The organism is uncultured Enterococcus sp., from assembly GCF_913775425.1.
Lineage (GTDB): Bacteria > Bacillota > Bacilli > Lactobacillales > Enterococcaceae > Enterococcus_G.
Genome location: NZ_CAJYIS010000011.1, coordinates 56834 through 78576, shown reverse-complemented (window position 1 = coordinate 78576; position 21743 = coordinate 56834). Strand labels below are relative to the sequence as shown.

Sequence of the window (21743 nt, the reverse complement as noted above, 5' to 3'; positions counted from 1 at the left end):
ATCCTCAATTCATTTTTTGATCTGCTGGAAAATGAATTCCAGCTTTTTGTCGCATTTCATATAATACAAGATTCACGCAACGCGATAATTCAACGAGTTCTTCATATTGAGTGGCCATTGCCTCTTCTTCTAAAGAAAGCAAAATAGTCGCAAATGCGCATGCCTCTTCGTATAAAGGATTCTCATGTTTTGCGTGTAGCGAAATTTCTGTCGTTTCATTGGTCGCACGGTGTGTGCGCTTGGCTGAAGTGATGATATTGATCCCATCTAATACGATCGTTCCATCAGTTAAATAGATCTCAGATGTCGCAAATGAATCTGCAGTTTTGCCAAAATGGACAGCAACATCAAAATCGTCATAACGTAACACACCATAACCGGACCCGTCTACGCCAGTACTAATTTTTTGTGCCGTGTAGTCAACGGTCTTAGGTGCGCCAAAGAGCCCCACTGCTGCATAAATCGGATACACACCTAAATCCATCAACGCCCCTCCTGAAAAATCTAGCGAAAAGATATTTGGAATATGGCCGGCCAATACCTCATCGTAACGCGAAGAATATTTCATATATGTAAAACTCGCGCCCATGATCTGGTTTTTCGTGGGAAGTGTCGCTTTCAGTGTTTGAAAATTTCGTTCATGAATATTACGTGCACCTTCAAAATAACATACCCGTTGTTCATTCGCTAATTGGATGATTTCGTCCATTTCTGCTGGATTCGAAAATGCTGGTTTCTCGACGATCACGTGTTTTTTGTTCAAAATGGCTTGTTTAGCTTGTTCAAAATGAAGTGCATTTGGAGACGCGATATAGACGACATCTAGTGTTTCATCTGCTAAGAATGCTTCCATATCGGCAGATGCGAATGCCTGATTTTGTTTCGTCTCTTCAATAAACTTTTCAGCTGAAGCGATTTTTCGAGAATAAACACTATGCAATCGATAATGCGTACTAGCTAGTGCTGCTTGTACAAATTGTTGCGAAATCCAATTGGTCCCAATAATCCCTAAACGTAACATCTTCATTCCTCATTTCTTTTTTATGATACACAATATACACAATTTTTACGAAAAAAAACGTATAATGATGGTTTTCTCATCAATCGAGTGCCTCGATTGGACAATACAACCAAAGTTCACCAGGTGTGTCCGTGGCAGCATAAAACTCTTGGATAGCACCATTGATTCTTACTTGTTCTTTGGGCAAGATTATTTCAAATAATGTTTGAACACTTTGATCGATCGTTAGGACATTCGTTTTGACCACTAAGTACTCTTGATCAGGTAGCTCCCAATAAGTCCATCCTTTCGGTGCTTGACTTTTTTTATCGACTTGGATTCCTGCAAGATAATATCCTTTTGTCGTAATCGGTGCTAAAAATTCTGTTTGATCACTTGAAATCCCCCAACAATCGACCGCTTCATGTAAGGGATAAGCAACAAGCGATTGTAAGTCCATAAGATGTTCTTCAAATTCGAACCAACTTTGTTGCATCCATGCACTCGTTTCATCTTCTTGTTGTGTGGCCAATCGACCGATAATCGCGAAATCGTGTAATGTAGTTTTATAATAGTCCATGATTCATCTCCTTTAGCTATCAAATCACTCATGACTTTGGTCAGGACTGTTCTTAGCTACTCCATAAAATAACTTTTATAATTTATTTTTATGCTATACAAAGCTTCCTACAATTCGCTATACTAGAAAAGAGGAGTTGACTATATGCATATTTTACCATTATTTTTTTTCTTACTCTATTATAGTTTAGGATTTTGGTTACTTTTTCGTTGGCGGAAAAAACAAATCGAGCCCCAACACGTTTTTTATCAAGGAACATGGCTGTTGATTGCCCTGGTCGCTTATACTAGTGTACTTGAATTGATACACGGAAGTTTTTTCTTTGCGATCCCACTTTTTTTCTTTGCCTTGTTTTTTGTGATGTACAAGCGGCAAAAAGCACGAACATTAAATGGCTTTTTATTTAATTTATTCATTGTAGTCTATGGATTTTATTTGATTTATGCCTTTATGGTGACACGCGATGCCTTGATTGGAGGATTATTTTTATTTGCGTTTATTCTAGTTATTTTAGCCGCCTCTTTAGGGATCATTGGCTTGATCGTGTTTTTATATTGGAATGCCTTTATCGTCATGAAACGCGAATCACGTTCTTTAGCTAACCTATTGACTTTATTGCTAGCGATCGCATTGACTGTGTATGTCGTTGTGACCTTTTTTGTTGCACAAAATGCTGCTTGGTACATCGCCTTACCGGTATTATTGGTGTCAACTACACTAGGCTATTTATTTATCGTATTTATAAATTTTTTAACTGTATCGATTTTATATCAATTCAATCAACCCAGAAAGCGTCAAGATTTCATTATCGTCTTGGGTGCCGGATTGATCAATGGTGAACGTGTGACGCCCTTGCTCGCAAAACGAATCGACAAAGCGATTTTATTTTATCGAGAGCAAAAAATTAAAACAGGGCATCCATTAAAATTGATTATGTCAGGTGGTCAAGGCCCAGATGAAAAGATCCCAGAAGCATTGGCGATGCAACACTATGCGCTCGAACAAGGGATTGCGCATGAGGATATTTTGCTTGAAGCCAATTCGACTACGACATATGAAAACATGATGTTTTCAAAAGCAATCATCGATGCGCAAAATATAACAAATCCAAAAGTTATTTTTACTTCGAACAATTACCATATCTTTAGAGCAGCGATTTTTGCACATCAAGCTGCTTTACATGCAGACGGAATTGGAGCAAAAACGGCTTTTTATTATTTGCCAAATGCATTCCTACGTGAATTTGCCGCTATTTTAACAATGAAAAAACGCCTGCATCTTATTGTACTTGGGTCGATTTTGACGTTGATTACTGCGATGACATTACTCGGCGTTGTATTGTCTCAATAAAAAAACTGTAGCCCATGCGGCTACAGTTTTTTTATTGTTGATCAGTTGACACTGTTTTTCTTAATAATTTTTCTTTGATCATTTTAGTCACCGGCGTTGCGGCTTCTTTGATTGCACAGTACTTATCGACCATCGTGACGATGTAACTTTCCTTGTACTTAGGTGGTGCGATCGTTGCGCCCCACATGTGTTTAATGATAATGTCGCGTTCCACTTCAGATAGCTCTGTGATTTTTTCTGCGTTTTTTACCGCAATTCGAGGATGCATATAGGCATGACTGCCTCCGTCAAATTTCGTAGTACGCCAATCATAGTAAAACATATCATGTAATAATCCTGCACGGGCTACAGCACGCGCATCGGCTTTTGTTTTCTTTGCAATTTGATAGCTATGGTAGGATACACTGATCGAATGGTCTAAGCGAGTCGAATGCAGATGTTGTACGAACTCGGATAAACGTTGAACTTCAGGGTGTTCCAATAAATCTGCTACATAAGACATATACTCAGCATCTTGTTTCCATTTTTCTGTCATAAACTTGTACGCCACCTTTTCAATCTGTACAATTGTGTACAAGAAAAAGTATAGCACGCACAATCATCCACTTCTAATAAAACCGAGGTATTTTCTCATTGTTTAATCATTTCTTATAAAATAAAAAAGAGCTGTCTGTCGATTTTATCCTAATCAAATGAATGCTTAAGGGAGAAAATGATACATTAATATCCCTGCAGCTACACCTACATTCAACGATTCTGCTTGACCTAATAGCGGGATGTAAAGATTTTTCGTCGTGTTTTCAAGTAACGATGACGCGACTCCTTGTCCCTCATTGCCAAGAATCAACGCCATATCTTGAGTTGGTTTGATCGTGCGATAATCGACTGCGGCTTCATTTAGCTCTGTACCGTAAATCGGAATATTCATTTGGGTAAACGTATCGCAGACATCTGCTAAGTCTTTTCGAATGATCGTTAAATGAAACTGGCTCCCTTGCATGCTGCGAACTACTTTGGGATGATACACATCGACTGTTCCTTTTCCTAAAATAACTCCAGTAAAACCTGCAGCATCTGCTGTACGGATCATGGTGCCCACGTTTCCAGGATCTTGCACGCGATCTAGACAAAGCCATTTTCCAGCTACTTGATCTAGTGGTGTTATCGGCATCTTTACGCAAGCCAAGATTCCTTGTGGAGTGACAGAATCACTTAGCATAGCAAAGACTTCATCAGCTAGATAAGTCGCTTCAAGCGCTTGTTGCTCGATCCATGTTTCCCACTCTTGTTTTCCACGGGTATTCACAAAAAGATGTGTGATTACTTGATTGGTCTTAACAGCTTCTTCTACTAAATGAAATCCTTCGATCATATATTGTTGTGTTTGTTCCCGATATTTTTTTTGATGCAGTTTTTTTAATTCTTTGATTATCGGATTGGTTTTTGATGTAATTACGTCCATATTTTCACCTCAATTGGCATTATAGCACGGATTTAGTATAATCAACCTATCAAATATAGCTTTCAGGAGGGATATTATGCGAACAGTAAAAATGAGCGTGAGTGGACGCGTTCAAGGAGTCGGTTTTCGCTATTTAACAAAACTCGCAGCAGATGAACAGCAAATTACAGGCTCTGTCAAAAACGAAGAAAATGGGGATGTTACAATCATAGCCCAAGGAAGTCAACAACAGCTTGCCTTTTTTATCAGTACAGTCAAAGCCTCTCCTTCGCCAATGGGAAACGTGCGCGCATTAGAAATCGAGGAACTAGACAATGCTCCCCACTATACTTCGTTTGATGTTCTTTATTAATTCTTAAGTCTTTAGGATGGAACAGATGTTTTTTTCTCGTGTGATTGAAAAGACACAAAAACTTTAGTATAGTTAACTTTGTCTAAATTACATGAAAAGGAAGAAATAAATGAAAAATAAAAAAACATGGTTCTTAGCAAGCGGTCTATTCACGCTGTTGTTCTTTTTATCTGGTTGTGTCAAAACAATCGAACAAAACGGTACACGTGTTCCAGATCCAGATGGGTTTATCTACAAAACATTGGTTGTTCCTCTAGGAGGATTTTTAACGTACTTAGCAGAAAACTTTAACTGGGGATTTGGCCTAGCTATCATTATCGTTACGATCATCGTTCGGATCATTTTATTGCCGATGGGCATCAGTCAGTCGAAAAAAGCGATGGTCCAAGCAGAAAAAATGCAATACCTTAAACCACAAATCGATATTGCGCAAGCCAATATGAAAAAAGCTACAACCAAAGAAGAACAAATGCAAGCCCAAATGCAAATGCAACAAGTCTATAAAGAAAACAATGTCAGCATGTTCGGTGGAATCGGCTGCTTACCATTGCTGATTCAAATGCCAATTTTCTCAGCATTATACTTTACAGTTAGCTATACACAAGGAATCAACAGTGCAAGCTTCTTAGGGATCGATCTTGGAAAATCTAGTTTGATCTTAGTGATTTTAGCTGGTCTTTCATATGTCGGCCAAGGCTACCTATCCTTGATCGGTGTGCCAGAAGAACAAAAGAAAACCATGCGTAGTATGTTGATCGTCTCTCCTTTGATGATCGTCTTTATCTCCTTTAGTGCACCTGCTGGTGTGACATTGTACTGGGTTGTTGGGGGTATTTTCAGCTGTGTCCAAACGTTTATTACAAACGTCTTGATGAAACCAAGAATCAAACAGAAAATCGCAGCGGAGATGGAAAAAAATCCACCTAAAATCGTTGTAACACCTACTGTTAAAGACGTAACGCCACAAACACAAACTACTAAAAAAGTCACCACAACTAAGCCAAACGCTAAAAATGGCCGTAATGCCGGAAAACAACAAAAACGTAAATAAAAAAATCGTTCAGAGAATCCTCTGAACGATTTTTTTATTTTGTCATTAATTCATCTAAACTTGCTAACGTCAAGGCTAATGTTGCTAAACGCGTCAACATCGCCAAACGATTATGACGAATCGCTTCATCTTCTACCATCACCATCGTTTGCTCAAAATAAGCTTCGATAGGTTCTTGTAATGCCATTAATGCTACATAATTCTCTTCTAAAGTCCGTGTCGTAAATTGTGCCTCGACTTCTTTGATAGCCGTGTACAACTCTTGTTCCGTCTGATTTTCAAACAGCGCTTCGTCTACCGTTTTTTCTGTGATCTCTTGTTTTTTCGCTAAGTTGATTACACGCGTCAACGCTTCGATCGATGGTTTAAACCCAGCATCTTTAACATGCGCATTTAAAACAGTCGCTGCTTCAAACATTTGGCTAAGATCTGTTTGACTAGAATGGATCACTGCTTCGATAATATCGTGGCGGATCGCTTTAGTTGCTAAAAATTGGCGTACACGACCGTTTAAAAAGTCTAAAAATGGTGTTTGATCTTCCAATTGGATATCCAGTACAGCTAGATCTTCAGCTACTGCATCTTTGATAACGTTGCGTAAGTCTAGTAATGAAAGATTCCATTCTTTTTGTTCAATGATTCGAATGATCCCATAAGTTTGACGACGTAGTGCAAACGGATCATTTGATCCACTTGGGACCATACCAGCAGCAAAGAACGTCAACAAACTATCTAGTTTGTCAGCTATCGCTAAAACCGCACCAATCGTTGATTCAGGTAGTGCTCCTTCACTTGAGATTGGCAAGTAGTGTTCGCGGATCGCTTGTGCTACAGCTGGTGTTTCACCTTGTAACAAGGCGTATTTCTCGCCCATGATCCCTTGTAGTTCTGGAAATTCACCGACCATATTGGTCACAAGATCAAATTTATAAATCTCACTCGCACGTTTTAGATCATTGGCTTGTGTGTCATTTAATCCAACTGTTTGTCCGATGATTTGCGCTACTTTCGTAACACGTTGCATTTTTTGATACAAAGAACCAATCTTTTCATGGAACGCCACTTGTTTTAATTTTTCAACACATTGAGCAATCGTTAGTTTTTGATCTTCTTGATAGAAAAATTCGGCATCTTCTAAACGAGCCGTCAACACTTTTTGATTTCCTTTGGCAACATTTTCGATCCCCTTTTCATTTCCATTACGCACAGAAATAAAATAAGGCAACAAGGCACGATCTTGATTACGTACATCGAAATAGCGTTGATGTTCTTTCATAGACGTGACCAATACTTCCTCTGGCACAGATAGATATTTTTCGTCAAACGAGCCTAAAAAGGCAGTCGGATATTCTACTAAATTTGTGACTTCTTCTAATAATTCTGCATCTAAGTCCACGATGACCTCGTGTTTAGTTGCGATTGCTTCGATTTGGTTTCGAATCATCGCTTCTCTTTTTGCAGCATCTACAATCACCGCTTGCGCATCTAGTGCTTTTTCATACGCACTTGGATCAGCAATCGTTGCCGGCTGGCCTAAAAAGCGATGGCCACGAGAGGTACGTCCAGTTTGGACATCTAGTAACGTAAACTCAATGATCTCTGCTCCATATAAAGCCACGATCCAATGAATCGGGCGAATATATTCAAAAGTATAACGATTCCAATGCATCGTTACAGGGAATGTTAGGCTCGTAATGACTTCTTTTAACCCTGGCAATACATCAATGGTGTTTTGACCCTTGATTTCTTTTGTCACATAAACATACTCCACATCTTTGATCGTTTTGAATGTAATTTCTTCAACCGTTACACCTTGACCACGAACAAAACCTTGAGCTGCTTTTGACCATTCTCCTTGATCATTTAACGCGATTTTTTTAGCGGGTCCTTTGACCTCTTCTTTGATATCTTCTTGTGATTCTGGTACATTGATCACTTTCACCGCTAAACGTCGTGGTGTTGAGAAGACTTCAATACTATCAAAGCTCAACCGATTTTGTTGTAAAAAATTCGCTGTTTTTTCTTTTAATTGGGCTACACTTTTGCCAACAACATGTGCGGGCATTTCTTCTAAACCAATTTCTAATAAGATATCTCGAGACATTACTTTTCCTCCTTGATCCATTGTGCAGCTTCTGTGCGACTAAGTAGTGGATACCCTAATTTTTCACGCTCTGCTACAAAAATTTTCGCAACTGCTTTAGCCATATTGCGGATACGAGAAAGATACGCTGCTCGTTCGGTAACCGATACCGCACCTCTAGCATCTAACAAGTTAAAATTATGGCTACACTTTAAGATATAATCATATGCTGGATGGACCAGATTTTCTGCGATACATCGTTTTGCTTCAGCTTCAAATTTGATGAAGTTGTCGAGTAATAATGCTTGATCACTCAATTCAAATGAGTATTTTGAATGCTCATATTCAGGCTGAGTAAAGATCTCACCATATTTCACCCCCGGCATCCACTCTAGATCATACACACTCTCTACTTCTTGTATGTAAGACGCTAAACGTTCTAATCCATAGGTGATCTCAGATGTTACCGGTTGGCACTGTAAGCCTCCGACTTGTTGGAAATAAGTAAATTGTGTAATTTCCATACCGTCAAGCCATACTTCCCATCCTAAACCTGCACACCCCATCGAAGGGTTTTCCCAGTTATCTTCAACAAAACGGATATCGTGTTCTAAAGGATCGATCCCTAATAAAGCCAAACTTTCTAAATAAAGTTCTTGGATGTTTTCTGGTGAAGGTTTCATCACGACTTGAAATTGGTGATGTTGATATAAACGGTTTGGATTTTCACCGTAGCGACCGTCTGCTGGTCGTCTTGAAGGCTCTACATACGCCGCATTCCACGGTTCAGGTCCGATTGCACGTAAAAATGTGTACGGACTCATTGTTCCGGCTCCTTTTTCCGTGTCATATGCTTGCATTAACATACAGCCATTATCTGACCAAAATTTTTGTAACGTCAAAATCATTTCTTGGATCGTTAAAGTTTGTTTCTTCATGTCTACACTCCTTTTATTTGTAAAAGTCCATACAAAAAAGTCCCTATACTCTTAAAGAGTATAGGGACGAGATTCTCGCGGTTCCACCCTACTTCCAGATACAAATCTGGCGCTTTTTTTCACTTGCTCTCAAATGCCTCAATATCGACGTTCTTTATTTGTCTCTCACTATCACAAATTCGCTTAAAAAGAAGGTTATCGACTTGTTTTTGATCATCGCAATGGTCTATTTACGTTTCCTCTATGATAGTAGCTAACTAGGTCATTTGTCAACCTAAAAATAAAACGTACCTTAATTCGTTGACGGTCCATCCATAGGGTACCACGTGGCTAGTTTATCTAGGAAGGTTTTGCTTTTGAGCTTGATTCCGATGTATTCATCGTATAATTCATCTAGCACCTGACGAATCGCTTGTTTTGTCTCAGGATTGAGCGTAATTGTTTGGATTTGCGTGTATTCGATTTGATGAAACAAGCGCAAAAAATGGATTGCACGAGGATCAGCATGGTAACGATGAGAATCTAGATGCATATGTTCTGTACACAAGATGCCACTATAAGCTGAAGAAAAATCGAATTTTCCTGTCCGTTTATGGCAAACCACACAATCTTGAAAATGAAGGCGCACACCAAATCGTTGCATCAGTTGGATCTCAAAAATATTGGTAATGATCTCTGCATCTTTTTTTTCATCGATGAGCGTCATTGCTTGTTCTAAAAAGTGAAATAATTGGGGATCGTATACATGATCTTCAATTGCCGCATCTGCTAGATTCAATAAATACGTTGCATGAGCTGCGAGTACGATATCTTGTTGAATCTGTTGAAAAGGTGTGATATATTTTGCTGCATTTAAAAACGAAAGCCCTTCTGTATGAAAGGCACCAATATATGTCGCTTTTGTATAAGGCATAACGGCAGCTTTTAAGGGATTATTTTTCCGATGGATCCCTCGAACATAAAACATTTGTTTTCCAGCTGATTCCGTAAAAATTTTGACAAGCTGATCTTTTTCCTTATGATTTTTCACAAATAAAATCAGTCCCTTTGACTCTACAATCCCCATATCGTCCTCCTCTTGACACAAAAAGTTACACAACGGTTAGCTGTGTAACTTAGTTGGTTAATATTCGTTTTCTTTGTAGCCGTAATCGGTCAGATAACGTTGTTTGTCACGCCAATCTTTTTGCACTTTTACCCATAATTCTAAGAATACTTTATCTCCTAGTAATTGTTCAATGTCACGACGTGCTTTGGTACCGATTTGTTTCATCATCTTGCCGCCTTTACCAATCACGATTCCTTTTTGGCTATCTCGTTCGACGATGATCGTCGCTTGGATTTCGACTTTATCTTGATCGTTACGTTTCATCGAATCCACTACCACAGCTACAGAATGCGGAATTTCATCGCGTGTTAATGATAATATTTTTTCGCGAATCAATTCAGCAACAATAAAATATTCTGGATGATCTGTGACTTGATCTTCTGGAAAATATTGTGGACCTTCTGGTAATTTTGATTCGATCGTCTGCATTAACGTTTCGAAATTATTGCCTTCTGTAGCAGAGATTGGAACGACTTCTGCAAATTCCATTTGTTTAGCATAATCTTCAATTGTCAATAATAACTGATCTGGTTGGACTTTATCCAATTTATTTACGACTAAAAAGACGGGCACATCACTTTTTTTCAAGCGTTCAATGATAAAGTCGTCTCCCTTACCACGCTTTTGATCTGCACTGATCATAAACAACACAACGTCGACTTCACGTAATGCACTGTAGGCTGTTTCAACCATAAAATCACCTAGACGTGACTTTGGTTTATGGATTCCTGGTGTATCGATAAAAACGATTTGGGTATCGTCTGTCGTATATACCCCTTGGATTTTGTTTCGTGTTGTTTGAGCCTTATCACTCATGATCGCAATTTTTTGACCGACGATTCGATTTAATAATGTTGATTTTCCAACGTTTGGGCGACCCACGATCGCTACAAATCCTGATTTATGTTCTGTCATTTCTTCTCCTTAATTAAAACCATGCTATAATTTTTGGGATAAAAATCAAACATCCAATTAAAAAAGCAAAGCATGCGGTGAGTAAAACAGCCCCAGCTGCAATATCTTTGACTTTTTTTCCAACGGGATGAAAATGATGATCCGTTACCATATCGACTACATTTTCAAAAGCAGTATTGATCAATTCAGCGAATAAAACCAAAAAACAACTGCCTAGTAGCCAAAACCATTCATACATCGCCAAGCGAAAGAATAGACCCGCTAAAATGGCTGCGACTGTCGTCATAAGATGACTACGAAAATTTCGCTCATCATGAAAAGCCGTCTTCCACCCTGTAACGGCAAAGTCGACCGATTGGATAAATGATTTGTTTTTTTCTGTTTGTTCGTGCGTCTTATCTCTCAAGTCCATATGCATCAAGAATTTCTTTTTGAAGGTCAAACATCTCTTTTTCATCTTCTGGAGTCATATGGTCATATCCATTGATATGTAAAAAGCCATGTAAAGCCAAAAACCCTAGTTCACGATCAAAAGAATGACCATACTCACTAGCTTGTTCTTTGGCACGCTCGACTGAAATCATGATGTCTCCAAGTGTCCGTGGTAGATCAAGGGCGTTTTCTTCATCAAAGAAAATCTCCATCTCTCCCTCCCCTTCTTCTTCAAATGCAAAACTAATCACATCAGTCGGCGCATCTTTTCCTCGATACTCCCGATTGATGACTTGAATCTCTGGGTTATTCATAAACGTAACCGACATCTCTGCATCTTCTTCAATTCCTAGATGCGTTGCTGCAAAATTTAATAATGCTTGAATTTCGTTGATTTTTTCTGGTGTTACGAGTGTTTGTTCATCAATAAAGGTAATTTCCATCTTGTTACGCTTCTTTCTTTGAGTCTTGTGATGCAGTAGGTTTCATTTTAGGATATTTAATCCGCGAATGGAAAGTCGAACATAATCCATTGACTAAAGATTCTTCAACTAACCGAATTTCCTTTAACGTTAACCCAGAATCTTCTAGTTGTCCATCTAAAATTCGATCTTTAATCAAATTTGAAACAAAGCGTTTGATATCTTCATTACTTGGATGATCCATCGCACGTACAGCCGCTTCACAACTATCTGCGATACTTACGACACCGGCTTCTTTTGACTGCGGTTTTGGACCTGGATAACGAAAATCCGCTTCTTCGATTTGATCATTGCGTTCTTTGGCTTTCACGTAAAAGAATTTCATCAATGTTGTGCCGTGATGTTGGCGACAAATATCGATCACCATTTGCGGCATCCGCTCTTTTTCTAAGACTTCTGCACCATCTAAAACGTGACCGAAAATAATATCGCGACTATCTTCTGGCAACAAGAAATTATGCGGATTCTCCGCTCCGGCAGGTAAATTTTCAACAAAGAAATTTGCATGTTTCAATTTACCGATGTCATGATAATAACATGCTACACGTGTGAGCAAAGAATTGCCACCAATCGCTGCGACCGCATTGGCACTTAAATTAGCTACCATCATACTATGGTGATACGTGCCGGGTGCTTCTTCTAATAGACGTTTCAATAGCGGATGGTTGGGATTACTCAATTCATTTAATACGATAACACTGTCATCAGTTACGAGCAATTCGATATACTGATGTAGTCCCATCGTCAAGAGTAACGACAACAGCGTCCCAGCTAAAGCACAAGCTAAGGCGATCCACGTTTGTCCTTCGGTAATACTCATTCCTTGATAGATCACAAGCATAATGTTCATCAACAACGGGAAGATGACCAACCACATCATTGAGATCACCAATTGTTCGGAGATACGTTGTTGACGAATGATCGCCCCCATCACACCTGAGAACAAATACGAAAGCAAAATAAAAATCAAAATATTGGTTCCAATATCGCTATAGGTATTATTGAAAATAAACATCGCAAAGATTACTTGGAACAGCGCTGCTAATAGCCCTGAGCGTCGATTCATAAATAGATTCAACACAAGCGGCGCAAATGCAGCTGGAAAGAATAACGGGATATACGGTAGTCCCCCTGATTGAAACAGTTGGAAAAACTTCATCGCGACCATACTAAGCGTCATAATCGTCATATAAAATAGATAACAATCAGTAGCTTTAGTTTTTTCTTCCATTTGTTTGACAAAAAAGATCAGCATGCCGATTTGCAGTAAAATCGCACAAACTACAGCAACCAATGAAAAATAGCTTTTATTTTTATTGGTCAATCCAAGCAATTTCAATTTTTCGATCGCCGTTTGATCGATTTGTGAACCTTCACGAACAATGATCTCCCCTTGGTAAATCATCACCGGCTGAATGGCATCTTTTGCTTCATTTTGCAATTCAGTCGTTCGTTTCTCATTTAAGAAAGTATTGGCCACGATCCCCTTACTTAATAAATAACGGATGACACTTGCTTGACTAACACTTAATTCTAGTTGATCCAATTGATTTTCAGCCGTTTGTCTAGCGGTTTCTACCTCATTGGATTTGATTTGTTTAGACATTTGTTCATTCATCAATTCAAGTGTTTGATCACGAACAGTTGCAATTTCAGCAGATGAAAGTGTAAATACATTTTGTAAAAAATTCGTGTTCATGCTTTGATAAAAATCTAAATCGTCTGAATCGATTGATTTGAATTCTTTCTTCAGTGCCGTAATCAGTTCATCTACAGTTGGTTTCACAACTTCTGTTCCATTTTTTGCGGCTTGTACTTTTTGTTGATACGATTTATCTGCCGCATCTTTCACACGTAAGATCAAGGTGAATAGATTATTGACTAAATCGTATTGTTTTTTCGCCATATCCGATTGATAGGTATATTCTGGTGTGACCGCTTCGGCTGCTAATTTGCGTTTTTGCTCCGTTGCGTTCGTATTTTCGATCGTTTTGTTCGCTCGGATATTTTCTTCCGCTACTTGGCCTTCTTGATAGCTCACACTTTTTTGCTGCACACTAGGATACAATAATAATGTACTGATAATAAAAAAGAATACTAAGACGGTCGGAATAAAAAACCGTCCCATTTTTTGATGTAATTTTGCTAAAGGTTGAATTATCATACGTTCTCCCTTCTTTATTCAAGTGCCGTTTCATGCTCATACGCTTTGATGATCTCAGCGACGACGGGATGTCTCACTACATCTGCTGCATCAAAATGAACAAATTGAATTTGTTTGATGTTTTGCAACGTTTGCTGCGCATGAACGAGACCGCTTGTGACACCTTTTGGTAAATCGATTTGGCTAGCATCTCCATTGACGATCATTTTTGAATGAAAGCCTAGTCGTGTCAAGAACATCTTCATTTGCGCGATCGTCGTATTTTGCGCTTCATCTAAAATCACAAATGCATTTTCTAATGTTCGTCCACGCATATAGGCCAATGGTGCAATTTCAATGACTCCGCGTTCCATTAGACGCGTCGTGTGTTCGACACCAAAGATTTGATACAACGCATCGTAGACTGGACGTAGGTAAGGATCAACTTTTTCTTTTAGATCACCTGGTAAAAATCCAAGTTTCTCCCCTGCTTCTACTGCTGGTCGTGTCAAGATGATTTTTTCGACTTGCCCTTTTTTTAGTGCCGCGATCGCTAATACAACGGCTAAAAACGTCTTCCCAGTTCCAGCTGGACCGATCCCAAATACTACGTCATGCTTTTCAATAGCTTCGACATAACGAATTTGACCAAGATTTTTCGCACGGATCACTTTTCCTGTACGATCTTTTAAAATCTCTTGTTCATATAACGTCAAAAAAGAACCCAATTTATGTTGATGCATCAATTTCAATGCGCTAATCACATCGGGAGTGGTAACGTTGATCCCACGATTGATCAAAAGCAATAACGCTTGGATCAATTCAACAACTTGATCGACTTGTGCTTGTTCGCCAAGCACTTGAATGACCTCGCCTCGTGTTAAAATCGTGGTTTGAGTATGTTCTTCGATAACTTTCATATGTTTATCATGTGTACCGACTAGCATCGCTAAGTCATCTGTTGATGCTAATTCGATTTCTCTAGAATATTGGTTTTCAAACAAAAAAATGATCGCTCCTTCGTGATTGAACTTTAGTACCATAATACCATAACTCGTTTTAAAACGTTACTGCTTTTCATTTTGTCTGTAAAATTGAAAAAAGTCGCAGACAAAACTGTCTGCGACGTGTCCTTACCTCTTATTTCAATAGCTCTTTCACAATTGCGTTTACTTGATTTCCATCTGCTTTACCTTTAACTTGAGGCATCACAACGCCCATTACTTTACCAAATTCTTTGGCAGAAGTCGCATTCGTTTTCACGATTGCGTCAGAAACGATTTGACGGATTTCTTCTTCAGTCAATTGCTGCGGAAGATATTTTTCTACGATGATAATTTCACCTTTTACTTTTTCAACAAGATCTTCACGACCCGCTTTTTCAAATTCAGTCAAAGAATCACGACGTTGTTTCATCTCACGAGATAAAATCGTCAATTCTTCTTCATCATTCAATTCGTGGCCAACCTTGATTTGCTCGTTTTGAAGCGATGCTTTCAACATACGAATCACGCTCAAGCGTTCTTTATCTTTAGCCTTCATCGCCGTTTTCATGTCATCGTTCAACGTACTAAGTAGCGTCACACTACCAGCTCCAATTCTTTGCGGCTAGATTAGAATTTTTTACGTTTTCTAGCTGCTTCAGATTTCTTCTTACGTTTCACACTTGGTTTTTCATAGAATTCACGTTTGCGAGATTCTTGTAAAGTACCTGCTTTTGACACGGAACGTTTGAAGCGACGAAGAGCATCGTCAAGAGATTCATTTTTGCGAACCACTGTTTTTGACATATAAATTCCCTCCCTCCGAGCTTAAAAAGTAACCGTTTTTGCTAATTGGAAACCCAACTAACAACACTGTCCTTAAAAAATTATATATGAGGGGTATCAAACTGTCAAGATGTTCTCTTAAAATGTTCTGAGAATTTCGTGATTTGACTAATTTTGGCATTCCTCACATCGTCCATAAATCTCAAAACGATGGCCCTCAACTTTACATCCTTGTAATTGGTCTTCAAAGATCGTCATCGGACAATATTGAAGCTCTTTCGTTTTGCCACACACCGAACAAATAAAATGATGGTGATGCTCACCGATTCCATGTAATTTACAGTGAAAGCGAAATTTCATCTCGCCATTTAGATCCGTTTGTTCGACGATTCCGATTTCTGAAAAATCATGTAAATTACGATAGATCGTATCATAACTGACATTAGGATACGTTTGACTTAATGCTTCGTAGACTTCTCTAGCCGGCAGATAGCGGTTGGTCTTGGCTAAATAAGTCAAGAGCATCTCTCGTTTTTTGGTATATTTAAACCCGTAAGTTTTTAATAATTCTAGCGCTTGCTCAATTCCTGATTCGTGCGTGTGCTGCGTGTGATTTGTCATAGCTGTTTACCCCTAAATCCAAATGATTACGATTCATTTTAGTCACTTTATGGTATACTATTCCTATAAAAAAAACAAGTGAGGCGAATTTTATGACAGACAATCCGATTATTAATTTCTTTGTGGTATCTGATTCTGCTGGTGAAACGGCTACAAAACTTGCCCAAGCAACCATGGCACAATATCCTTCAGTTGATTTTTCCCTACATCGCAGAACCTTTATCCGTTCAAAAGAAGCACTTTTAAAAACATTAAAAGACGCAAAACAAAAAAACGGTGTGATTTTACATACCTTGATCAAAACAGAATTGATCGAATTGACAAATGAATTTTGTGAACAAAGTGGCGTCTTTCATATGGACGTTCTTTCTCCTGCAGTTGATGAAGTCGCAAGACGTACCGGTATCGAACCTTCGCGTGAACCAGGTGCGATGCATCACTTAAATGAAAATTATTTTAAACGAATCAAAGCGATGGAGTTTGCTGTCAAATACGATGATGGGAAAGATCCAAGAGGCTTTTTAGAAGCAGACGTTGTATTATTAGGCGTTTCTAGGACATCTAAAACGCCACTTAGTTTGTTTTTAGCGAATAAAAATCTAAAAGTGGCCAATCTTCCAATCGTACCGCAAGCGCATATCCCTAAACAAATTTGGGACGTCGATCCTAAAAAGATCGTTGGTTTGACGAATGATCCAGACGTTTTAAATTCGATTCGCAAAGAGCGCATGTTGACCTATGGGTTAAATCCCGATACGGCCTATTCAAATATTGATAAGATCCGTGAAGAACTAGATTTTGCACAAGATCTTTATGAGAAAATCGGTTGTGTCGTGATCAATGTGGCATCTTTATCTATCGAAGAGACAGCCTCTATGATTTTAAATGCCTTAAAATTAGAAGACCACAGTTATTACATTACCGATTCTGACGAAAGTACCAAACCAATTTAAAACAAAAAGCTGTGCCAAAAGTAGATAGCTAAAAAATAAGTCGAATCAGTACCTATTTCGGTAATGATTCGACTTATTGTTGGCAATGCTACTTCTGATGCACTATTTATCTATCTTTTAGGGAGTGTGACGCTTGTCACACTCCCGTTTTTTCGACTTGGATCCCTTTAGTATCGATCGCTAATGCTTCGATTACTGCAGTATCTTTTGCATAAAGAGCCAATTGGTTCATCAATTGTGCTTCTTGATCTTTTGGTGTTAAAAACAATACTGTTGGACCTGCACCGCTTAAAAACGCTCCATAGGCTCCATTTTTTGTTGCTAAATTTTTTAATTGTGCTAACTCTGGAACGATTTTTGCACGAAAGGATTCGTGGAAACGATCTTTTGCCATCATGCTAGCAGCTAGTTTTATATCGTTAGTGAGCAATGCCCCCAACATGACATTTGCAATTGCACTCGCTTTTACTGCCTCTTGATAAGTAAATGTCTCTGGCAATACTGCACGGCTCGTTTTCGTCAATAACTCTTGTTTGGGAATGTAGGCGACAATTCCACATTCGGGAAAAGGCGCAGTGACGTTGTCCACTTGACCACTTGTCGCATCATAAGAAGCAATCGCTAATTGACCGAAAATCGCTGGGGCCACATTATCTGGATGACCTTCAATTTTAGTTGCAAGTGTAAGTTTTTCGTGATTCGAAAGATTTAGTCGTCCTAATTGGTTGGCTAATTCAATTCCTGCGACAATCACAGAAGAGCTACTTCCCAATCCTCTGGCTAAAGGAATTGTCGATGTCATCTGAATTCGGTGTGGAACTAAGTCTTTTGTGACCGATAAGGCAGTTTGAATCAGTAAATTTTCTTGATCACTTGCAATATCTTGACCTAGATCGTGTTCGATTTCCCATGCATCTGTAGTTTCTTTTACCGTAATTTCTAGATAACGATTGACGGCGATCCCACAAGAATCAAACCCCGGTCCAAGATTCGCACTCGTTGCTGGAATTTTTATTTTCATTGTCCATCCTCTTTTTCTTTAGCATCAAATATCTCTAGGCATTTACTAAATGAAGTAAGTTCTGCGATTTGTGTACATAATTGCGTTTTTTCAGCCTCTAAAATCGGCTTCGTACGTACCATAATATACGTTTTCGTTTCAACGGTTTGATGTACGATCGTATCAATCCACGTCAATTGTTGATTCGTAAATTTCTTGATTTGCGTCGGTTGTTCAAAGCAAATCCCGTATATCTTTGGCGTTTTTTTACCAAGTGTGGCTGGCTTTAGCGATGAAGAAGTAGATGTTTGTGTTGTGAGATAGTGATAAAGATCTGCTAATACGCTAGAAGCTGTTGGAGCAGCTCCAGCTCCAGGACCACTTAAAAACGTCTGACCGATCTGTTTACTTTCAATCACTAAAGCATTGGTTTCTTGATCAATTTGAGCAAGTAATTGTTGCGTATCAATCAATGTTGGTGCCACTTGTAGTTCGACTTGATCAGCTACTGCTTTGACCGTCGTCAATAATTTTACTTTGTAGCCAAACTGTTTGACAAGCGCTAAATAGTCACTTGAAAGATCTTCGATACCTTCTAATGCGACTTGCTCGAGTGAAGGGGCGATTTTATAGACGACCTGTGCCAACACGATCGCTTTATAAGCTGCATCGGTTCCCGAAACATCGTTAAACGGATCCGATTCTGCGTATCCCAATTCTTGAGCTAAAGCTAGTGCGTGCTCGTAACTTAGTGATTCATCTAGCATCTTACTTAAAATAAAATTAGTGGTTCCGTTCAAGATACCCGTCATTTTCGTAATCTCATCAAACGCAAATTGCTGTTGTAACGTTTGGATAATTGGAATACCACCACCAACACTTGCTTCATAGAGTAAAGCGACATTATAAGTTTGCGCAAGGTCATTTAATGATGCGCCATGAGAAGCAACCAGATCTTTATTTGCAGTGATCACGCTCTTTTGCTTCATCAAACACGCTTCGATATATTCTTTTGCAGGATGGATACGACCAAGTAATTCAATTACGAGCTCAATCTCTGGATCGTTTGTGATTGTTTCAATCGACTCTGTTAACTCGATGCCATAACGCTGTGCAATTGAACGTTTATCAGATTGTGTTACTGAGCGAACCAATGCTGTTTTGATTTGAATCTTTCTACCTGTTTGATCTACCATCTTTTTTTGATGATGCGCGAGCAATTCAACGACCTTTCCCCCTACAGATCCTAGTCCTAAAATCGCAATATTTAGTGGCTTGTCTTCCATATAAACTCCTTTTCTGAAAGAAATCTCTTTCATTGTTTTCTAATAATTTCCATTAGCATAACAAAAAGCGACCACAAAAACTAGGATTTTCTGAAAATCCATCAAAAGAAGCTTGATTGATGATGAACATGTTCAAAGGTCTTCGTCAACACTTCGACTACGTGATGATCATCTAAACTATATAAAATCGCCTTTCCTTCGCGTCTAGTTTTTACAATATGTTTATCTCGCAGTAAGCGCAATTGATGAGACACGGCAGACTGTTCCATATCCATTTCTTGAGCAATCGTGGTCACATTTTTCTCACCCGTTTGTAAAAACAATAAAATTTTCAAGCGATTACGATCACTCAATACTTTAAATAATTGGACTACTTGTTCGAGTTCATTTGCTGAAGTTTCCATAATTCACCTACTTTATTCGATAGAAAAAACTAGGACCAAGAACATCCTAGTTTTCATTCATTTATGCTAAAGCATTAATCGCTGCTTCTAAATCATTGATTTTTTGATCCGCTGCTTCTTTAGTATCTGCTTTAACACCAATGTAAAATTTGATTTTTGGTTCCGTTCCTGAAGGACGTACTGCAATCCAACTATCGTCTACCAATTGGTATTTTAATACATTAGATGCTGGTGTTGTCATTTCACTTGTTTCATTTGTATTTAGATTTGTGATCGTGCCTGCTTGAAAATCTTCAGCAACGGCTACATCGATACCCGCAAATGCAGTCGGTGCTTGTTCACGAAAACGCGTCATTAAAGCAGCGATTTTTGCTGCACCTTCTTGACCACTCATCGTTACAGAAATCGTTTTTTCAGCATAATAGCCATAGGTTTCGAAAATTTCTTGTAATGCATCGTATAATGTTTTTCCTGCTTTTTTATAATATGCGGCAATCTCAGCCAATAAAACAAGCGCTTGAATTGCATCTTTGTCACGAACAAAAGATTTTACAAGATAGCCATAGCTTTCTTCAAACCCAAACATGAAAGTATGTGAATGGTCTTCTTCAAATTGTTCGATTTTTTCTGCAATGAATTTAAACCCAGTCAACACGTTCATCATCGTAACGCCATAGCTTTTAGCAATCGCTGTTGGCAATTCACTTGATACGATTGATTTTAAGACAGCCGCGTTTTCTGGTAGCGTATTGGCTTGTTTATGCGCCTCTAAAATATAGTGGATCATGATTGCTCCGATTTGATTTCCAGTCAACACTTGGTAGTCACCATTTGGCAAACGGACAGCTGCGCCTAAACGGTCTGCATCTGGATCTGTCGCGATCAAAAGATCAGCTTCTTCTTTTTTCCCTAGTGTCATCGCATACTCAAATGCTCCTGCTTCTTCAGGATTTGGTGATTTCACTGTTGAAAAGTCTGGATCAGGAATCCCTTGATTTGGTTCGATCACAAATTTTTCAAATCCTGCTTGTTTCAACGCACGCTCACCTAGCATACGACCTGTCCCGTGTAATGGCGTATAGACTAATTTTAATTCTTTACCCATTTCTTCAACTAGTGCATGATTGATCGTCACTTCTTTAATACGCTCTAAATACGCATGATCGACTTCTTCACCAATAATTGAGATCAAGCCACTTGTATGAATCTCAGCTTCAGATAATACGGGGATCTCTAGTGGATTTTCAATCTCACGTACGAATCCAGTCAATGCATCTGCATCTGCTGGTGGCATTTGACCACCGTCTTCACCGTAGACCTTATAGCCATTGTATGCTGCTGGATTATGCGAAGCGGTAATCATGATTCCAGTAAAAGCATGTAAATGACGTACAGCAAATGATAATTCTGGCGTTGGACGCAACCCTTCAAATACAAATGAAGGAATATCGTGTTTAGCTAATGTACGTGCAGCTTCCATCGCGAATGTTTCTGAAAAATGACGTGAGTCATATGCAATCGCCACACCACGTTTTTTAGTTTCAGGATCTTGTGTATCCATAAATCGTGCCAATCCTTCAGTTGCTTGACGTACGGTATAGATGTTCATTCGGTTAATCCCAGGACCTAATAAACCGCGCATTCCTGCTGTTCCAAACTCTAATTGCGTATAAAAAGCATCTTCTAGTGCGGCAGGATCTTGCTCCAATTTTTCTAATTCTGATTTTAAAGAAGAATCCAATGTTTCTTCTTTTTTCCATTGCTCAAAAACTTCTTTCCAAGACATAAAGAACACCCTTTCATCATTCATTCAT

Annotated in this window: 23 protein-coding genes; 4 read left to right on the top strand and 19 right to left on the bottom strand. The window is 38.8% G+C overall.

The genetic code is table 11. The features are described 5' to 3' along the window. Positions 1-4: 4 nt before the first annotated feature. Both QZ413_RS01185 and QZ413_RS01180 read right to left on the bottom strand, forming a co-directional pair. Positions 5-1021 (bottom strand): Gfo/Idh/MocA family protein, encoded by a 1017-nt coding sequence (locus QZ413_RS01185; protein WP_297075341.1) that lies wholly within the window; start codon positions 1019-1021, stop codon positions 5-7. 79 nt (positions 1022-1100) lie between these two features. Then, complete coding sequence (locus QZ413_RS01180; protein WP_297075339.1) at positions 1101-1580, bottom strand: GyrI-like domain-containing protein; 480 nt, start codon at positions 1578-1580, stop codon at positions 1101-1103. 144 nt (positions 1581-1724) lie between these two features. Here QZ413_RS01180 and QZ413_RS01175 point away from each other — a divergent pair, with 144 nt between their 5' ends. Continuing rightward, on the top strand, positions 1725-2930 hold the full coding sequence (locus tag QZ413_RS01175; protein ID WP_297075336.1) for a YdcF family protein: 1206 nt from the start codon (positions 1725-1727) through the stop codon (positions 2928-2930). Between the two features lie 31 nt (positions 2931-2961). Here QZ413_RS01175 and QZ413_RS01170 read toward each other — a convergent pair whose 3' ends face one another. Then, positions 2962-3465 carry an HDIG domain-containing metalloprotein gene (locus QZ413_RS01170; protein ID WP_297075334.1) on the bottom strand — a complete coding sequence of 168 codons (504 nt, stop codon included), beginning with the start codon at positions 3463-3465 and terminating at the stop codon, positions 2962-2964. 165 nt (positions 3466-3630) lie between these two features. Beyond that, the gene (locus tag QZ413_RS01165; protein WP_297075332.1) at positions 3631-4392 is read right to left on the bottom strand and encodes an RNA methyltransferase; all 762 of its coding nucleotides are present in this window, start codon (positions 4390-4392) and stop codon (positions 3631-3633) included. Positions 4393-4468: 76 nt separating this feature from the next. Here QZ413_RS01165 and QZ413_RS01160 point away from each other — a divergent pair, with 76 nt between their 5' ends. Both QZ413_RS01160 and yidC read left to right on the top strand, forming a co-directional pair. Beyond that, positions 4469-4744 (top strand): acylphosphatase, encoded by a 276-nt coding sequence (locus QZ413_RS01160; RefSeq protein ID WP_297075330.1) that lies wholly within the window; start codon positions 4469-4471, stop codon positions 4742-4744. Between the two features lie 109 nt (positions 4745-4853). Next, a complete protein-coding gene (gene yidC / locus QZ413_RS01155) occupies positions 4854-5795 on the top strand; it encodes a membrane protein insertase YidC (RefSeq protein WP_297075328.1) in 942 nt (313 codons plus the stop codon). A gap of 34 nt (positions 5796-5829) precedes the next feature. On the opposite strand, the gene glyS is transcribed toward yidC, so the two are convergent. The 11 genes from glyS to QZ413_RS01100 form a co-directional block, all read right to left on the bottom strand. Then, entirely contained in the window at positions 5830-7899 is a 2070-nt protein-coding gene (gene glyS / locus QZ413_RS01150) for a glycine--tRNA ligase subunit beta (protein WP_297075326.1), read from the bottom strand. Beyond that, entirely contained in the window at positions 7899-8816 is a 918-nt protein-coding gene (gene glyQ, locus QZ413_RS01145; RefSeq protein ID WP_297075324.1) for a glycine--tRNA ligase subunit alpha, read from the bottom strand. The genes glyS and glyQ overlap by 1 nt, the downstream gene beginning before the upstream one ends. 292 nt (positions 8817-9108) lie before the next feature. Continuing rightward, positions 9109-9882 carry a DNA repair protein RecO gene (recO, locus tag QZ413_RS01140; RefSeq protein WP_297075322.1) on the bottom strand — a complete coding sequence of 258 codons (774 nt, stop codon included), beginning with the start codon at positions 9880-9882 and terminating at the stop codon, positions 9109-9111. A 57-nt stretch (positions 9883-9939) separates the two neighbouring features. Further along, positions 9940-10839 (bottom strand): GTPase Era, encoded by a 900-nt coding sequence (gene era, locus QZ413_RS01135; RefSeq protein ID WP_297075320.1) that lies wholly within the window; start codon positions 10837-10839, stop codon positions 9940-9942. A gap of 13 nt (positions 10840-10852) precedes the next feature. After that, entirely contained in the window at positions 10853-11257 is a 405-nt protein-coding gene (locus QZ413_RS01130; protein WP_297075317.1) for a diacylglycerol kinase family protein, read from the bottom strand. Further along, entirely contained in the window at positions 11235-11714 is a 480-nt protein-coding gene (ybeY, locus tag QZ413_RS01125) for an rRNA maturation RNase YbeY (RefSeq protein ID WP_297075314.1), read from the bottom strand. The genes QZ413_RS01130 and ybeY overlap by 23 nt, the downstream gene beginning before the upstream one ends. 4 nt (positions 11715-11718) lie before the next feature. After that, positions 11719-13917 carry an HD family phosphohydrolase gene (locus QZ413_RS01120; protein WP_297075309.1) on the bottom strand — a complete coding sequence of 733 codons (2199 nt, stop codon included), beginning with the start codon at positions 13915-13917 and terminating at the stop codon, positions 11719-11721. Positions 13918-13931: 14 nt separating this feature from the next. Further along, positions 13932-14939, bottom strand: a complete 1008-nt coding sequence (locus QZ413_RS01115; RefSeq protein WP_297075306.1) for a PhoH family protein — start codon at positions 14937-14939, stop codon at positions 13932-13934. Between the two features lie 97 nt (positions 14940-15036). Continuing rightward, on the bottom strand, positions 15037-15480 hold the full coding sequence (locus QZ413_RS01110) for a GatB/YqeY domain-containing protein (RefSeq protein ID WP_297075303.1): 444 nt from the start codon (positions 15478-15480) through the stop codon (positions 15037-15039). A 29-nt stretch (positions 15481-15509) separates the two neighbouring features. After that, positions 15510-15686 carry a 30S ribosomal protein S21 gene (rpsU, locus tag QZ413_RS01105; protein ID WP_002356740.1) on the bottom strand — a complete coding sequence of 59 codons (177 nt, stop codon included), beginning with the start codon at positions 15684-15686 and terminating at the stop codon, positions 15510-15512. Positions 15687-15833: 147 nt separating this feature from the next. Further along, positions 15834-16286 (bottom strand): Fur family transcriptional regulator, encoded by a 453-nt coding sequence (locus QZ413_RS01100; RefSeq protein ID WP_297074661.1) that lies wholly within the window; start codon positions 16284-16286, stop codon positions 15834-15836. A 92-nt stretch (positions 16287-16378) separates the two neighbouring features. Here QZ413_RS01100 and QZ413_RS01095 point away from each other — a divergent pair, with 92 nt between their 5' ends. Further along, entirely contained in the window at positions 16379-17239 is an 861-nt protein-coding gene (locus tag QZ413_RS01095; RefSeq protein WP_297074660.1) for a pyruvate, water dikinase regulatory protein, read from the top strand. 136 nt (positions 17240-17375) lie between these two features. Here QZ413_RS01095 and thrB read toward each other — a convergent pair whose 3' ends face one another. From thrB to QZ413_RS01075, 4 genes are all read right to left on the bottom strand, one after another. Further along, positions 17376-18260, bottom strand: a complete 885-nt coding sequence (gene thrB / locus QZ413_RS01090) for a homoserine kinase (protein WP_297074659.1) — start codon at positions 18258-18260, stop codon at positions 17376-17378. Continuing rightward, on the bottom strand, positions 18257-19525 hold the full coding sequence (locus QZ413_RS01085) for a homoserine dehydrogenase (protein ID WP_297074657.1): 1269 nt from the start codon (positions 19523-19525) through the stop codon (positions 18257-18259). Before QZ413_RS01085 ends, thrB begins: the two co-directional genes overlap by 4 nt. A 101-nt stretch (positions 19526-19626) precedes the next feature. Continuing rightward, positions 19627-19929: a metalloregulator ArsR/SmtB family transcription factor gene (locus QZ413_RS01080; protein ID WP_297074656.1), complete on the bottom strand. Its 303-nt coding sequence runs from the start codon at positions 19927-19929 to the stop codon at positions 19627-19629. A gap of 61 nt (positions 19930-19990) precedes the next feature. Then, positions 19991-21715, bottom strand: coding sequence for a phospho-sugar mutase (locus QZ413_RS01075; RefSeq protein WP_297074654.1), 1725 nt, complete (start codon positions 21713-21715; stop codon positions 19991-19993). Positions 21716-21743 lie beyond the last annotated feature (28 nt).